Source organism: Actinoplanes oryzae (assembly GCF_030757795.1).
Lineage (GTDB): Bacteria > Actinomycetota > Actinomycetes > Mycobacteriales > Micromonosporaceae > Actinoplanes.
The window spans coordinates 1-15,064 of sequence record NZ_JAUQWH010000198.1 but is presented as its reverse complement, the minus strand read 5'-3'; the positions used below and the strand labels follow the sequence as shown (position 1 = coordinate 15,064).

At 69.7% G+C, this 15,064-nt stretch carries 13 protein-coding genes and 3 pseudogenes; 7 read left to right on the top strand and 9 right to left on the bottom strand.

Going from position 1 to position 15,064, the window contains the following annotated elements:
• The 3 genes and pseudogenes from RBH18_RS38335 to RBH18_RS38325 all read right to left on the bottom strand — a co-directional run.
• Positions 1-1,369, bottom strand: a pseudogene (locus tag RBH18_RS38335) (hypothetical protein); the annotation flags it as partial.
• A 110-nt stretch (positions 1,370-1,479) separates the two neighbouring features.
• Entirely contained in the window at positions 1,480-2,229 is a 750-nt protein-coding gene (locus tag RBH18_RS38330; RefSeq protein ID WP_306215408.1) for a hypothetical protein, read from the bottom strand.
• A gap of 12 nt (positions 2,230-2,241) precedes the next feature.
• Positions 2,242-2,535 (bottom strand): hypothetical protein, encoded by a 294-nt coding sequence (locus RBH18_RS38325; RefSeq protein WP_306215407.1) that lies wholly within the window; start codon positions 2,533-2,535, stop codon positions 2,242-2,244.
• A gap of 486 nt (positions 2,536-3,021) precedes the next feature.
• On the opposite strand from RBH18_RS38325, the gene RBH18_RS38320 reads away from it, so the two are divergent.
• Positions 3,022-4,092 carry a C40 family peptidase gene (locus RBH18_RS38320; protein WP_306215406.1) on the top strand — a complete coding sequence of 357 codons (1,071 nt, stop codon included), beginning with the start codon at positions 3,022-3,024 and terminating at the stop codon, positions 4,090-4,092.
• A 94-nt stretch (positions 4,093-4,186) separates the two neighbouring features.
• Here the strand turns inward: RBH18_RS38320 and RBH18_RS44265 are convergent.
• The 3 genes and pseudogenes from RBH18_RS44265 to RBH18_RS38305 form a co-directional block, all read right to left on the bottom strand.
• Positions 4,187-4,330 (bottom strand): annotated as a pseudogene (locus RBH18_RS44265) (IS30 family transposase); the annotation flags it as partial.
• 227 nt (positions 4,331-4,557) lie between these two features.
• A complete protein-coding gene (locus RBH18_RS38310) occupies positions 4,558-5,229 on the bottom strand; it encodes a response regulator (protein ID WP_306215404.1) in 672 nt (223 codons plus the stop codon).
• Positions 5,226-6,368 (bottom strand): sensor histidine kinase, encoded by a 1,143-nt coding sequence (locus RBH18_RS38305; protein WP_306215403.1) that lies wholly within the window; start codon positions 6,366-6,368, stop codon positions 5,226-5,228. Before RBH18_RS38305 ends, RBH18_RS38310 begins: the two co-directional genes overlap by 4 nt.
• A gap of 138 nt (positions 6,369-6,506) precedes the next feature.
• Between RBH18_RS38305 and RBH18_RS38300 the strand changes: the two genes are divergently transcribed.
• The gene (locus RBH18_RS38300) at positions 6,507-7,520 is read left to right on the top strand and encodes a zinc-dependent alcohol dehydrogenase (RefSeq protein WP_306215402.1); all 1,014 of its coding nucleotides are present in this window, start codon (positions 6,507-6,509) and stop codon (positions 7,518-7,520) included.
• A complete protein-coding gene (locus tag RBH18_RS38295) occupies positions 7,517-7,870 on the top strand; it encodes a hypothetical protein (RefSeq protein ID WP_306215401.1) in 354 nt (117 codons plus the stop codon). Before RBH18_RS38300 ends, RBH18_RS38295 begins: the two co-directional genes overlap by 4 nt.
• A gap of 115 nt (positions 7,871-7,985) precedes the next feature.
• Here RBH18_RS38295 and RBH18_RS38290 read toward each other — a convergent pair whose 3' ends face one another.
• A complete protein-coding gene (locus RBH18_RS38290) occupies positions 7,986-8,645 on the bottom strand; it encodes a TetR/AcrR family transcriptional regulator (protein ID WP_306215400.1) in 660 nt (219 codons plus the stop codon).
• Positions 8,646-8,740: 95 nt separating this feature from the next.
• Here RBH18_RS38290 and RBH18_RS38285 point away from each other — a divergent pair, with 95 nt between their 5' ends.
• From RBH18_RS38285 to RBH18_RS38270, 4 genes are all read left to right on the top strand, one after another.
• On the top strand, positions 8,741-9,769 hold the full coding sequence (locus RBH18_RS38285; protein ID WP_306215399.1) for an MsnO8 family LLM class oxidoreductase: 1,029 nt from the start codon (positions 8,741-8,743) through the stop codon (positions 9,767-9,769).
• Positions 9,770-9,875: 106 nt separating this feature from the next.
• Positions 9,876-10,832 carry an NHL repeat-containing protein gene (locus RBH18_RS38280; RefSeq protein ID WP_306215398.1) on the top strand — a complete coding sequence of 319 codons (957 nt, stop codon included), beginning with the start codon at positions 9,876-9,878 and terminating at the stop codon, positions 10,830-10,832.
• A 613-nt stretch (positions 10,833-11,445) separates the two neighbouring features.
• Positions 11,446-12,222, top strand: a complete 777-nt coding sequence (locus RBH18_RS38275) for an SDR family NAD(P)-dependent oxidoreductase (protein ID WP_306215397.1) — start codon at positions 11,446-11,448, stop codon at positions 12,220-12,222.
• A gap of 29 nt (positions 12,223-12,251) precedes the next feature.
• Complete coding sequence (locus tag RBH18_RS38270; RefSeq protein WP_306215396.1) at positions 12,252-13,058, top strand: SDR family NAD(P)-dependent oxidoreductase; 807 nt, start codon at positions 12,252-12,254, stop codon at positions 13,056-13,058.
• Positions 13,059-13,406: 348 nt separating this feature from the next.
• On the opposite strand, the gene RBH18_RS38265 is transcribed toward RBH18_RS38270, so the two are convergent.
• The gene (locus RBH18_RS38265; RefSeq protein WP_306215395.1) at positions 13,407-14,882 is read right to left on the bottom strand and encodes an MFS transporter; all 1,476 of its coding nucleotides are present in this window, start codon (positions 14,880-14,882) and stop codon (positions 13,407-13,409) included.
• A pseudogene (locus RBH18_RS38260) lies at positions 14,879-15,064 on the bottom strand (hypothetical protein); the annotation flags it as partial. The pseudogene RBH18_RS38260 and the gene RBH18_RS38265, both read right to left, overlap by 4 nt.

Below are 15,064 nucleotides of genomic sequence, written 5' to 3'. Positions count from 1 at the left end.
CCGCACGTGGGGTAGCGGGCCGCAACGGCGGCTCGCCCGCCCCACCGCCACGACCGGTGGACGGTGCGGGGGCCGGTTCGCTGCCGCCGGGTTCGACGGCTCGGGCCCCGGGCGTGGTGCCGGCGACGGTGTCCCAGGACAACGGCGCAGTAGTCACCTGCCCGGCCGGGCGCGCGAACGAGGTCGCGCCGGACAGACCGGCGTGCCCGGCGGTCTGTTCCATGCGCCCGACCATGCTGTTGGCCGCCTGCTGCGCCATCTGCGCACCCTTGATCAACGCCAGAGCCATCACCCCAGCCGGACCCGCAGCAGCCGCAGCCCCAGTACCGGCCGCCGTCGCCGCACCCGCACCCGCGCCGGCTCCGGCCGTGGCACCCGCCCCAGCGGAAGCACCGGCTCCCGCGGCGGCTTCGCCGCCACCGGCTGCCGCGCCTTCAGCCGAGCGCGACGCGAACGAGTTCATCGTGCGAGCCTCGGCATGCCGGCCGAACTGCTCCGGACTCACCCCACCCGGCGAACCCGCGTTCTGGGCGCGGCCCGCACCGTAGCCGAGCACCGCAGCCAATCCGGCGGGGCCGCCGGTGTGCGCGGCGGCGAAGGTGAAGAACCGGGCGATCGCCGGCCACGCCAACCCCGCCAGCAACAGGATCAACATGCCGGCCAGGACGGCGCCGAGGTCCTTGTTCTCGTTGCCAGTTATCCCGAACCCGACCGCAAACACCAACGCGATCACCGGCTTCAAAATGATCAGCCGGACGGTGGCGCCGACCAGCTGCGACCACCACTGCCGGGTCAGCTCCGAGATCTGCCCGACCGCGGCGATCGGCGAGGTCCCGATCAGCACGGCGATCGCCGCGTTACGCAGCAGCATCTCGAACCACAACACCAGCACCAGCACGATGCCGATCACCGCCAGCAGCAGCATCAGCGACGGCGCCATCGTGCCGGACAGCTCGAAGATCGTGGTCAGCTTCGTCGTCAAACCTTCAGGGCTGCCGAAGCTGGACTGGATGATGAACGCCGTCAGCCCGTCAGCGGCCACCAACGCCGTGCTCGCCGCGGTCAGCGTGATGAGGAAGGCGAGGCCGGCTTTGCCGAGGCCGATGAAGGCCTGGGCGAACGCGTTGCCGTCATGGGTGATCACCGTGCGGGCGATCTGGATCAGCATGAGCACCGCCGCCACCGACACGGCGATGCCCAGGCTGATGCTGTAGACGCTACGCACTCCGTTGGAGCTCAGGTCGACATTCGGGAACGCGGCGAAGCCTTCCGCGAAGCTCTTCAACAAGCTCACGGCGGCCTCGGCGAACGACTTGCAGATCGACTCCCACGCCGACGACGTGGCATCACCGACCAGGTCGCTGACCATGTCCGAGGGCTTGCAATCCAGCGGCGATGAAAGATCGCAGGGCACAGCGAATCCCCCTAGCAATGAGGGCGAGCAAAGAAAGAATGGAGAGGAAGAAACCCAGACGGTGGTCAGGCGACCAGGGGAAGCCAGCCGGCTGCGACCGCTTCCGTACTGCCGGGGGCGAACCGCAGCTCCGCGTAGTCCGGGGCGTCGGGCGCGCGGCGCACGAGCTTCCAGTCCCCGTCCGACCAGACCAGCGGCGCCGGGAACACCCCGACCGCGTTCTTGAGTCCTTGCGCCGGGGTGATGGTCGTGATGTAGCCGAGCAACAGCACGGTCACCCGGTCCTTGCCCTGGTCCCGCAGTTGGTAGGAGACCGGGCCGAGTGTCATCGATGCGCCCGTCGGCAGCAGCCCGGTCTCCGGCAGTCCGAGTTTGTGGCGCGAGTTGAGCGGGCCCTGCGCGAACACCGCCGGCAGCATGCCGGAGTTGCGGTCGCCGATCGCCTCGCCGATGTCGGAGGCGCGCTGCGGGTCCAACGTCGAACCCAGCTGGGTCGCGTACTCGACGGCCGCCGAGACCGCGCCGGCCGCGTTGTGCGGGAACCCGACCTCGACGTCGTTGACCCGCCGGGCTCCGGCCACCAGCGTCACCGGCACGGTCGCCGGTGATGACGCTGATGCCACCGGCACCGGCGCAACCGCGAGGGGCGCCTGCGCCGAGATAGCCGGTTCGCCGGGCGCGGCGGGTGCCGGGGCGTCGTCGTGCTGTCCGGCCACCACGGTTGCCACCGCCACTCCGGCCACCAGCGCCGCACCGGCCGCCGTGACGGCCAAGCGCCGGCCGCGCCGGGGCGCGTTCAGGAAAGAGTTCGACACGGTGGACCTGGCTCAGCTGGTCGCGGTCTGCACGGCGTTGATCATCGGGATCGCGACCGCCGAGGCGATCAGCCCGACCACCGACCACAACAGCGCGCGCTTGCCCTTGCTGGAGGCGTCCGGGCGGTCCGAGGCACTGCCCCAGGCCATGAACGCACCGGACGCGACCGCGACCACGGCGCACACGATCAGCACACCCCACTTCACGTACGAGATGAGCAGCTGAATCGCGGCGTTACCGCCGGTCGGATCCGCCGGCGCGGGGTTCGGCAGCGGAGCGCTCAGAACGTCCAGAACAGCCGTCACAGCAGACATCACAAACTCCAGGAGGGGTCACGGAGGGTCATGTTCAACAACCGGCCGCTCGCCGCATAACGCCAGCTCAGGAGGGTTTCTGAGTTGATCCCGGCGAGGGGTGGACGAAGAACATAACCGAGCGTGACGGTTCTCCGTCAAGAGAAAACATGAAAATTCCGGATTACCTGAGCGAATCGGACGTCTACGGTTTCGGCTTCGTGACGTGGGGCTACCGGCGCCCGGCCGTCAAGGATGTTGCGGGCCCAGCGGAAGACGCGCACGTGCCATGCGGCAGGCCGGGGAACAAGCCGTCCGAACGGACGAAACAAAGCCGCTAATACGTCGATTAGCCGCTTCTTGACCGATAAGGGCAAAGGTCGCGTACGTTGACGGCCCCGACCTGGCTGATCACCACCGCCGGACGGGTCCGCCACCCCTCACGCACCCGCCGGACGGCCCCCTCATGCCCTCTGCCTCGCCCCGCGGCCACGCGCCGTGAAAGCCCGCCTGCTGATCGCCTGCGGCGCGCTGCTGCCGGTCATGCTCACCACCGCGATCGCCGTCGGCGCCGCCGGATCCGGCGCGCTCGAACCGGCCGCCTGCACCCTGCCCGCCGACACCACCACCGGCGACGGTGGCGCAGGCGGCGGGTCACCGATCGCGATCGGCAACCTCAGCACGGCCCAGATGGGCAACGCCCGCACCATCTACGCCGTGGCCATGAGCCGCAAACTGCCCGTGCGCGCGGCCGTCATCGCTCTCGGCACCGCGCTGCAGGAATCCACGCTGCGTAACCTTGACACCGCCGTCGACCACGACAGCCTCGGGCTCTTCCAGCAACGCCCGTCACAGGGCTGGGGCACACCGTCGCAGATCCTGGACCCCGTCTACGCGAGCAACTCCTTCTACAACCGCCTCGTCCGCGTCCCCGGCTGGCAGACCCGCGCGCTCACCGACGCCGCCCAAGCCGTCCAACGCAGCGCCTACCCGAACGCGTACGCGAAATGGGAAACCCTCGCCACCCAGCTCGCCGCCCAATTCGGCACCGAGATCCCCGCCGCGCCCAGCACCGACTTGAGCACGTGCGCCGACGAAGGCGACGGCCTGCCCGACACAGGCGACGTCACCCTGCCCGACGGGCTCACCCTGCCCCCGGGCACCTCACCGGTCGTCGCCACCGCGATCGCCTGGGCCCTCGCCCAGCGCGGCACCCCCTACACCTTCGGCGGCGACTGCACCGCACCGCACTCCGGCGTCAAAAGCCGACAATGCGACTGCTCCTCGCTCATGCAACAGGCCTACCGCCACGCCGGGGTGCGCATCGACCGCACCACCCTCGACCAGGTCCACAACGGTGTCGCCGTCACCAACGTCTCCGCCGTCGCCCCCGGCGACCTCGTCTTCATCGCCGGCAGCCTCGGCTCGCGCAGCCGGCCCCGCCACGTCGGCATGTACATCGGCCAAGGCCTCGTCGTCCAAGCCCCCCGCACCGGCGACGTCGTCAAAATCAGCACCCTCGCCAGCTGGAAGAACAAGATCGCCGCAGTCCGGCGCATCATCACCTAACGACTCGCGGAGCCGCAATTCTGGATTCTCGGGGAAGGATGAATGCCGCGCTTGTCCAGTTACTGACGGCCAACTCCGGCACAGGAGGGCAGATTCAGGCAGTGGAAGCATGTGACTCTACGAGTTCGGTGAATACCTCGGAGGGTTTCTTCCAGTCGAAGATCTTACGGGGCCGGTCATTGATCTCCGCGGCGACCGCTGCGAGGTAAGCGGGATCCGAGGTGATCGCGACGCCTTTCGCCGGGTCATCATGCGCGCACCCGACGGCCAGGAATTCTGCGTCGTCTACGCGCTCAATGAGCGACGCACCCAACGCGATCGCGAGTTCGAACACCTCGTCAAGCAGGTCGAGTAGAGACCCGACGCCTCCAGGCTGGCACATGGGCAATTTCAACCTGGCCTCGCGGCCCGAGCGTCCATGCCGTTGACCGGTGCAAGGGAGTGCCGCCGGCCATATTGAAAGGCTCATTGACCGTCTGGCCGTCCAGGCCGGAATCCGGCCTGGACGGCCAGGGAGACCAGCTGGGCGCGGTCACGGACGCCGGCTTTGGCCATGGCCCGGTTGGCGTGGGTCTTCACGGTGTGCGGCGAGAGGTGTTCCCTGGCGGCGATCCGGGCGTTGTCCAGCCCTTCGACGATCATCGCCACGATCTCCAGCTCCCGGGCGGTCAGCTCGGTGAATCGGGCCCGCGCCGCCGGGTCGCCCGGGGCACGGTCGTCCGCCACGTGGTTGACCACCGCGTCGAGCGCGCCCGGCGACAGGGCCCGTCCGCCCGCGGCCACCCGCAGGATGCCGGCGGTCAGTTCCTCCGGGCCGGCCGCCTTGTTGAAGAAGCCGACCGCGCCGGCCCGCAGCGCCGCCAGCACGTTCTCGTCCTGGTCGAACGTCGTGAGCACCACGATCTGCACGTGCGGATGGGCGGCCCGGACCCGGCGGGTCGTCTCCACCCCGTCGATGCCCGGCATCCGCAGGTCCATCAGGACCACGTCGGCGTCCAGGGCCGCGAGCATCCGCAGCGCGGCCAGCCCGTCGGCGGCCTCGCCGGCCACGGTCAGTTCCGGATGGGCCGTGAGGATCGTCCGCAGCCCGGCCCGGATGATCTCCTGGTCGTCGACGAGCAGGATCCGCACGCTCATCGCAGCGCACCCCGGCGTACCGGCAGCTCGGCACTGATCTGGAACAAGTGCCCGTCGTCGCGTACGTTGAGCCGCCCGCCCACCGACGACGCCCGCTCCCGCATCCCGGCAAGTCCACTGCCGCCGAGGCCGGACGGCCGCTTGGTCATGATCGGGTTCACCACGTCGACGCTGATCGCCGCCGCGCTCGCCCGGACCGTCAGCACCACCCGGCCCGCGCCGTACCGCTGGGCGTTGGTCAGCGCCTCCTGGGTGATCCGGAACGTCGCGGCGCTGACCTCCGGCGGCAGCGGCTCGGCGGGCCCGTCGAGCACGGCGTCGATCAGCAGGCCTCCGCTGCGGAAGGTGTCAATCAGGTCGGGAATCCGCTCGTGGCTGGGGGTCGCGCCGACCGGGTCCGCCTCGGCGCCGACCCGTAGCACGCGCAGGATCTGCTGCGTCTCGGCCAGCACCGCCTGCACGGCCGTACGGGCGGCGCGGAGGTCGGCGCGGACGGCCGGATCCTCGCCGTGCACCTCGGCCGCGCCCAGGTGCATGCTGACCACGGCGATCTGATGGCCGAAGCTGTCGTGCAGGTCCCGGGCGATGCGGATGCGTTCCTCGGCCACACCGCGTTGCACCGCCGCCGCCCGGTTGGCGACCGCGTCCTCGGCCCGCAGTTCGAGCTCCCGGCGATACTGCCGCCGGGTGCGGATCGCGCTGCCGGCCGCCGCGGCGGCGATCGCCGACACCGCCGACACCGCCGCGCCCGGATCGGTGTTGACCGCGAGCGTGCCCGCCGCCAGGCCGGTCGCGACCAGGTTGGCGCCGCCGATCACCGCGCCAATGCGCAGCGCCGGGGCGCCGCGCAGGGTGAGCACGAGGGCCGCGAACACGCCGATGTTCCAGGTGGCGATCGGATTCCAGCCCAGCGCCGTCGCTACCAGCGGCGCGGCGGCGAGCAGGCCGGTGCTCAGCCCGGGCCGCAGCCGCAGAACCCCGGCACCGGCGACGGCGAGCAGCAGCGCGAGCATCCCGTTCCACGCCGGCCACGCCTGCGCCACCGTGATCAGCTCCACGGCTGCCGCCAGGCCGATGATCGTCATCGTGGCGGCCTCGAGCAGCTGGTGCCCGCGCCGCCACCGCTCCGCGCTCGTCACCAGGCGATCCTCGCACCGTCGCCCGGCCGGCACATACCGCGTCTGCGGTATCCGTAGGTCATCCATCCGCGGGTCTCCCCGAACTCCGGCACCGGCGAGCGTGGATCCGGACAACGTTTCCCGACCCGAGGATGGATCATGAAGCAGGTACTGGTGACCGGCCCCGGCAGCACGGCCGTGATCGACGTCGACCGGCCCGCGGTGAGCCCGCGCGACGTCCTGGTCAGGGTGCGGGCGTGCGGGATCTGCGGCTCCGACGGGCTCTACATCGCCGTCGGCGGCATCCCGCCCCGCCGGGGCGCCACCCCGATCGGCCACGAACCGGCGGGCGAGATCTGCGAGGTCGGTGACCAGGTGGCCGGGCTGACGGTCGGCGATCACGTGGTCATCGACACCATGGCTGCCGCCGACGGGTTCATCGGCAGCGGCGGGGCCCAGGGCGCACTGTCGGAGTTCCTGGTGATCCGGGACGCCGAGGTCGGCCGGCAGCTGGTGACAGTGCCGGCACACGTCCCGTTCGCGGTGGCCGCGCTCAACGAGCCGATGGCGGTGGCCCGGCACGCCGTCAACCGGACGAACCCGAAGGCCGGCGACCGGGTCGTCGTCTTCGGCGCAGGCCCGATCGGCCTCGGCGCGGCCATCAGCTACAAGCTGGCTGGCGCTCACGTCGTGGTCGCCGACATCCTGCCCGGCCGGCTGGAGAAGGCGCTGCTCGTCGGCGCCGACGCCGTCATCGACTCGGCACGGGAGGACACCGCGGCCCGGCTCATCGACCTGCACGGCCCGGGCGCGGCCGGTTCCACCCGGGGCGTCCGCGCCGGCACGGACATCTACCTCGACGCGGCCGGCGTCCCGGCGGTCCTCGACACGGTGACCAGGACGGCGAAGCACGGCGCCACCCTCGGCATCGTCGCCGTACACAAGAACCCCGTCCCGATCGACCTCGGCACCCTGCTGACCACCGAGCTGACCATCGCCCTGGCGGTCGGCTACCCGCGCGAAATCTTCGAGGTCACCGCGGACATCGTGCGCGACTGGCCGAGGTACGCGCACATCATCAGCGACACCGTCCCGTTCGACGAGGTGTCCCACGCCCTGACCCTGGCCACCACTCCGGGCGCCGCGGACAAGGTCGTGGTGACGTTCGGATGACCGTGATCAAGCGCCTCCTCCGGACCTCGCTCTGGCTGCTGTTCGTCGTCGGCCTGGTCTGCTGCTTCGCGGCGGGCAACGTGCCCGATGGGCCGCCCCGAGACCTCGCGACCTACGGCGGGCCCGCTCTCTCGCTGGTCACCGGCACTCTCATCGCTAGAAAGGAGCCGATCAAGACTTTCCTGGGCACCGGCCCGGTGCTGTGGTTCCTGTTCCTGTTCAACCTTGCGGCGGCTGTCACCGTCCTGCTCTTGCTCGACGGCGTTACCGGCATCAGCGCCGCTGCAGGTCTGGGACTCGTGTCCCTGGGCGCGGGCGGCAGCCTGTTGCTAAGGCGCCGACGTTCCTGAACGCCGTGTCGGACGTCCATCTCAGGGTCTGTGGGCCTCAGCGGTCGCCTGCGTCTGAAAACCAGCCGATTACGAGCGTTACCAGCCGCAGTCAGCCTGGTCGACGGCGCAAACGTCAGGGCGAGAGATCGCCGGCTGAGGCCCCGGACATGTCATCCGGCCGTGCGCTGCTAGCCGTCGAGGCGAGTAAGGCTGCACGAGCGCCTTGGAGAGCGAGCCGAATCTGGTGAGGAGAGCGCCGCACATGGGCCAGTAGAAGCCCTCCCTGAATGGCAGCCATGGTCAGGTCCGCCAGCTCGACCACGTCCGCGCCGACCGCCAGTTCGCCACGCTGTTGCATGCGGGAGAGTCCTTCGATCAGAGGTGCCTCCCAACGAGTGAAGGCATCCAGGAAAGCCTGCCTGGTGACGTGATCATGCTCGCTGAGCTGGGCGGCCAGCAGGCCGATCGCGCAGCCGCCGACGCCTTCCGGACGAATCCCGTTCGCGATGATGCTCTCGAACCACTCGTCGATCCGAAGCAGTGAGTCGAGGGTTGCGTACCGGGGCTTCTGCATGGCGAGCACGGTGTCGATCGTCGCGTGGACCACCGCACGAACCAGGTCGTCGCGGTCGGTGAAGTAGTGGTAGAGCTGGCTGCGCCCGACTCCGGCAGCAGCTTCGACGTCGTCAAGCCGGACGGCGCCGACACCGTTGCGGAAGATCAGCTCGCTGGCTGCCTGGAGGATGCGAGCGCGCGTCGCCCGGCCGCGCGCGGTCGTCGGTTCCGTGGCCACGACAAGAAGCTTAGTGCACCCCCCGCCTCTCTGTATCGCCTGGTACAGTCCTGCCTCGTGATTGTATCTTTGAGTACAAAATTGCGGCGGGCTCCGTGACCACCCCCGGACGCCCCCGCCTGGCAGCGTTGGACACGGTCATGGTCGGGCACACAGCCGAGCAAGCCCTCGCCGACAGCGTCGACCTGGCACGTCACGCGGAACGTCTTGGATACTCGCGGTACTGGCTCGCGGAGCATCACGGCCCCACCGCCGGCGCCGGCTCGGCCCCCATAGTCACCGCGACCGCGGTTGCCGGTGCCACGACGACGATCCAGGTCGGGTCAGGCGGAGTGATGATCCCGAACCATGTCCCGTTGGTGATTGCGGAGCAATTCGGCACCCTGGCCGCGCTGCACCCAGGCCGTATCGATCTCGGGGTGGGGCGGGCTGCGCCACCGGACGCCGCTACCGCGGCTGTGTTCGATCGCCACCTGAAAAACTACGGTGCGGACGACTTCGCCGATCGCGTCGATCAACTGGTCGGATTCCTGACCGGGAGATTCCCCAGCGGACGCCGGTACGGCCAGATCCACGTCGCTCCGCAGGCCGCACAACCACCTGCCGTCTGGGTCCTCGGAACGTCGGAAGCAGCCGCAACTGTCGCTGCCGTGTTCGGCCTGCCGTTCGCGTTCGCCCACCACTTCGGCCGTGGCGATGTCGCGGCCGCCCTCGCCCACTACCGTGCGAACTTCAGGCCTTCCCCGACGCTCGAACGGCCGTACACGCTCGTGACCCTGCTGGCCGTCGTAGCGGCGACCAACGATGAAGCGGCAGTCCAAGCCGGCTCGGCGGACCTGTACTTCCACCGGTTCTTCACCACTGGCAACCCGCCAGCACGCTTTCCCTCGCGAGATGAGGTCATCGGTCATCGATGGACTCAAGAGCAGCGCCGCTTCGCCGACCGGCGCCGGGCGGGACAAGCGGTCGGAGATCACGAGCACGCCGGCCGCGCGATCGCCGACCTGCTCAATCGCACGGCCGCCGACGAACTCATGCTCACGACCCAATTGCACAGCCTCGATGACCGGGCACGTTCGCTGGAACTCGCGGCTGCGGTAACAGCCGCCCGACATCCCTTCTGAAACAGGTACAGAGCAAGGGCGGGCGACAAGCCGAAGCCCTGCCAGCCCCTTGGAGGCAACGTTGTTCTCACCATTCTTTATCCCCGCCGCGGGAATGGCCATAGCAATGGCCTTCACTAACTCGGTCCCCGGCACTCATCCCATCGAATCGACAAAAACGCCGCCCGCGCCACGGATTATCGCCCACTTCGACCGTGCAGCGGGACAGACGGCGGAGAGCGTGGTCGTTGAGCCCGACGGATCCGCGGATGTCGGCTTCATCGTGTCGAGGCAGCTGGCGCACGTCACCAATGAGGGCTACGTGCAAATACTTGCGACTATGCCGCTACCCGCGGACGGCGGCAAAAGCACTCCGACCGGACAAGCCTCCGTGACTGGCGTGGAGCGCACGAAGGACGGAACGCTCTATTTTCTCTACTCAGCCGGCGACAGCGCACTTACCGGCCTTTGGAGACTTCACCGGGGCGGCAAACCCGTTCGTATCGCGGCCATGCCGGCCACAAGTTTCCTCAACGGCTTGACCCGAGATGAACACACCGGGAACTTCTACATCACTGACTCTGCGCTCGGCCGGATATGGAAGGTCGGACCGCTCGGCGGGAAGGCAACGGCGTGGGCCGTCCGGCCGAGCCTCGCACCGACCACCTTCTTCGGCGCCAACGGGGTGAAGGTCCACGATCACGCCGTGTGGGCGTCCAACCTCGATCAGGGGACCATCGTCCGGATCCCGATCACCCGCAGCGGGGCGGCCGGACCGGACAAAGTCGAGGTGACTGGACTCGACAGCGTGGACGACTTCGCCTTCACCGGTCGCGGTGACCAGCTCTTGGCGGCACTCAACATTCCGAGCCAGCTCGCCCTGATCAATCCGGGGAAGCCGCCGGTGATCGTCCTGGACAGTGGTGACGGCTTGCAGAACACGACAGCCGTGGCCGTGCACAGCGGAATGGTCTACGTCACGAGCGGCGCCCTCAGCACGGGAGGCGATGCCAATCTCCTGACCGCTCCCGTGCGAATGTTCCCCCTGAACGCTGTTTCGAGAACGGCCCCGCGACCTGCGTGAACAGGCCGCCGGGGCCGACTCGGGTCTGGTCGCCGCGTCCGCCAAGGCAGTCCAGGACCGGCTCGGCGCGAACGGACTCTGAGGTTCTCCTTCGACTATCGGGCGGGGAGGCCCAACTTGGCCGAGAGCCAGGTGCCCACCCGGGCCAGAGTCTCATCGGCTTCCGGGGCGCGGCCCGCCATGATCGGTAGACGTGGAGCTGGTCGGGCGCGATCTCCAGTCCAATGAGGGTGTCCGAGGACCAGCGGGACGGCCAAGGGGTTCGGGACAGCGGCGGCCACCCACAGGGCAGGGCGGCGTCGTAGTCCCAGGGCTCGTCGACGGCGCGAGGCCGGTGGTGACTTCGCTTACCCCTTCGATGCTTGCCGACGTTCCCCTGCCGCGCGCGACTGGCCGATCTGCGTGGTCGCCAGGCCGCACCTTGCCGGACTCTTGGCCGGGCTGGGCACGACCTCCTCGGCCGGTCGGTGAATCCTTCCGTGATCCGTCCGGGTCTGTCGTCTCGCATCCGTCATGACCGGCTCCTCCCGATGGTGTACGGTTTCCAGTCAGTCGACTGACTTAAATTGGGGGTGGGGCAGTGGAGTCCGGGCTGCGCGGAAAGGTCGTCCTGGTGACCGGGGCGACAGCCAACATCGGCCGGGCGACCGCGCTGGCGTTCGCCGCCGAGGGGGCGCGGGTCGTGCTCGCTGGCCGGGACACCGAGGCCGGCCAGCGCGTCGCCGAGTTGGCCGGGCAGGCCGGTGCGGCGGGCGTGGTGTGGCATGCCGCCGACGTGACCGACGAAGATGCCGTCGCCGGGCTGGTGAGCCGGGCGCTCGAGGCGTTCGGGCGGATCGACGTGCTGGTCAACAACGTCGGCGGGAATGCGGCAGTGACTCCTTTCGTACGATCAACGCCCGCCCAGTGGCGCACGGACCTGGACCTCAATCTGACCAGCACGCTGCTGTGCACCCACCGGGTGCTGCCGCAGATGCTCGAGCGCGGTACGGGCCGGATCGTCAACATCGGATCCATGGCGGCAATCATCGGCGACCCGCACATGGCGGTTTACTCCGCGGCGAAGGGTGCGGTTCACGCCTTCACCCGGGTCCTCGCGCTCGAGGTCGGTGGCAGCGGGGTCACGGTGAACGCCATCGCACCCTACGGGACGATTCCGCTCGATCCGGCCGCCGAGACCAGCAGCGGCAGCCGGTTCCACCCGGAGACGGGGCTGTTCGCCCGGCCTCGCGCGGAGGGGGAGCGCGGGTTCGGCCGCAGGAGCGCGTTGCCGCGCGATTTCGCCCGCCCGGAGGAGATCGGCGCGGCGGCGGTCTACCTCGCGTCGCGGCACGCCGGCTTCATCACCGGCCAAGTCCTGCAGATCGACGGCGGCGTCGCGCTGACGTGACGTCGTCTCATACCGAGAGAGAGCGAGCGATGACCGACTTCTTGCACCGATACGGCCCCACCGCATTGGTGACGGGCGCCTCCTCCGGCATCGGCCGCGCTTTCGCGGTCGAGCTGGCCGCCCGTGGACTGCACCTGGTCCTGGTCGCGCGGCGCGACGACCGGCTGCGGGCGCTGGCCGCCGAGCTGACCGCGAGGCACGACGTCGACGTCCGGGTGCTGGCCGAAGACCTGGCCGATTCCGGTGCGCCGGACCGGATTCTCGGCGCGGTGCGGGACCTGGACATCGGCATGGTGATCAACAACGCAGGCTTCGGGGTCAAGGGCGCCTTCGAGGGCGGCGACCCGCGTACGCTGGCCGAGATGCAGGCGGTCAATTGCACCGCCCCGACCCGGCTGGCCCACGGCCTGGCCCCGGCGCTCAAGCGCCGTGGCCGCGGCGCGTTGCTGTTCACCAGCTCGGTGGAAGGCCTGATCGGGGTTCCTTATTCGGCGGTGTACTCGGCCACCAAGGCTTACGTCGTCGCGCTCGGCGAGGCGCTGTGGGGCGAGCTCACCCCGGCCGGAATCGACGTGCTGACGGTGTGCCCGGGGGCAACGGACACCGAGGCGCCTGCCCGGCAGGGCATCGACAAGGCCACCTTGCGGCATCTGATGTCGCCCGAGGACGTGGTGGGCAGCACGTTGAGCGAGCTCGGTGGCGAGCCGGTGCACGTGCCCAGCGACCATTATCGGCAGTCGTTCGCGGGCCTGCAGGCGATGCCGCGGCGTGAGGCGCTCGCGGCCATGGCTCGTTCCGTCGCCGGAGTCTCTGCGACGGAGCCGGCCAAGCCGTAGCGAGATCCATGTCGGCGAAGGTCCTGGCTGATCCGGGCTTCGAGCAGCCCGCTGATCGCGTCGATGAGACTGGTGGCGGCGTCGGTCCAGTCCTTCTGATATTTCGGCGAATGCGCCGGCGGTGTTCCCCCGGTGTGCCGGGCTGAGTTGCCGGTGCCGACACTACAGGCGATCCTGCCCGGAGCCGGCGGGTTGAGGCTGGCGAACGCAGCGCCGGCGATGTGACGCCGACTCCGAGCTTGATCCGGCTGATGGCTCGGGCGCAGAACGGTCGTCGTCCTGGTCGGTCCGGACGACGGGGTCGGCGAAAGACGGGAGCCTCCGGCCACGCCGCCGTCCGGTCGGGCATCATCGGGTCGCGGCTTCAGCCATCGGCTCCTTGCCGTCGGTGAGGGCGGTGGCCCGGTCGGCGGCCGACAGCAGGGTGACCGGCTTGAGCAGCAGTGCCGCCGTGATACCGAGGACGGCGACGGCCGCGCAGATCTGGAAGATCAGGCCGGTGGCCTGCCCGTAGGCGGTCTGGACGGCCGCTGGGCTGCTGTCGGCGGCGAGGTGACGGGCGACGTCGCGGGCCAGGATCGCGCCCAGCACGGCGACGCCGATGGCGCCGCCCAGGGAGCGGAAGAACGTGACCGTCGAGCTGGCGGCGCCGATGTCCTTGAGGTGCGTGTCGTTCTGTACGACGAGGACGAAGTTCTGCACGGTCAGGCCGGTGCCGAGCCCGGCCACCAGCATAGCGGTCGCGATCAGCGGCATCGGGGTGTGCTGGTCGATCAGGCCGAGGCCGAGAAACCCGGCGGCGAGCAGGACGGCGCCGGCGACCAGGAATGGCTTGACCTTTCCGGTCCGGCTGACCAGGCGGCCGCCGCCGATCGACGAGATCAGGGTGCCGGCAACCATCGGGATGGAAAGCAGGCCGGCCTCGGTCGCGGTGTGCCCGCGGCTGAGCTGGAAGTATTGGCTGAGGAAGACCGAGCTGCCGAAAAGGCCGGTGCCGACGGCGAGGCTGCCGACGATGCCCAGGATGGTGGTGCGCTGTCGAAGCACGCGCGGTGGCACGACGGGCTCGGCGGCCCGGGTCTCCACCCAGGTCGCGGCGGCCAGCAGGACCAGCGCTCCGCCGACCATCGCCGCCGTCGGCCAGGACACCCAGGCGAAGGAGACGTCGACGAAGGACACCCAGATCAGCAGTAGGCTGACGCCGGCGGCGATCAGGGCGGCTCCGGCGTAGTCGATGCGGACGCTGTCGCGCCGGTGAACCGGCAGGTTCATGGTCCGCCGGATCACCACCATCGCGGCTGCGGCGATGGGTATGCCGATCAGGTAGCACCAGCGCCAGCCCAGCCACGACGTGTCGACGATCAGCCCGCCGAGCAGCGGGCCCCCGATCGTCGACGATGACGTGGCCGCGCTGAGGTAGCCCTGGTACTTGCCCCGGTCGCGGGGTGCGATCATCGCCGCGATGGTGATCCCGGCCAGGGCCTGCACGCCGCCGACGCCGACGCCCTGCAGTGCCCGGGCGGCGATCAGCTGGCCCGCGTTCTGGCTGAACGCACAGGCCAGCGAGCCTGCCACGAAGACCACGACCGAGATCTGGAGGATGTTCTGCTTGCGGAACAGGTCGGCGAACTTGCCCCAGATCGGTGTGGTCGCGGTCGTGGCCAGCAGGGTCGCGGTCACGATCCACGCGTACTGGGTGCGGGAGCCGTGCAGAGCCGCGAGCATCTGCGGTAGTGCGGTGGAGACGATCGTACTGCTGAGGTTGGCGACGAACAGGGCCAGCAGCATGCCGCTGAGCGCGAGCAGGACTTTGCGGTCGGTCATCGGCCGGTGATCACTGATCGGACGCCGTCGGCCCGGTCGAGCAGGTCGATGCCGTCGTTGATCTGATCGAGCGTGATGGTGCGCGAGACCATGGCGCTCAGGTTGAGTTGCCCGGTCTCGGCGAGGGCGATGTAGCGGGGGAAGTCGCGCAGGATCTGGGTGCCGCCGGCCACCGAGCCCTG

Excerpts from the sequence above, each read along its gene's own strand:
- RBH18_RS38310 (WP_306215404.1), bottom strand. The coding sequence starts at position 5,229 with ATGAGCGTGCGGATCCTGCTCGTCGACGACCAGGAGATCATCCGGGCC.
- RBH18_RS38300 (WP_306215402.1), top strand. The coding sequence starts at position 6,507 with ATGAAGCAGGTACTGGTGACCGGCCCCGGCAGCACGGCCGTGATCGAC.
- RBH18_RS38295 (WP_306215401.1), top strand. The coding sequence starts at position 7,517 with ATGACCGTGATCAAGCGCCTCCTCCGGACCTCGCTCTGGCTGCTGTTC.
- RBH18_RS38280 (WP_306215398.1), top strand. The coding sequence starts at position 9,876 with ATGGCCTTCACTAACTCGGTCCCCGGCACTCATCCCATCGAATCGACA.
- RBH18_RS38270 (WP_306215396.1), top strand. The coding sequence starts at position 12,252 with ATGACCGACTTCTTGCACCGATACGGCCCCACCGCATTGGTGACGGGC.
- RBH18_RS38265 (WP_306215395.1), bottom strand. The coding sequence starts at position 14,882 with ATGACCGACCGCAAAGTCCTGCTCGCGCTCAGCGGCATGCTGCTGGCC.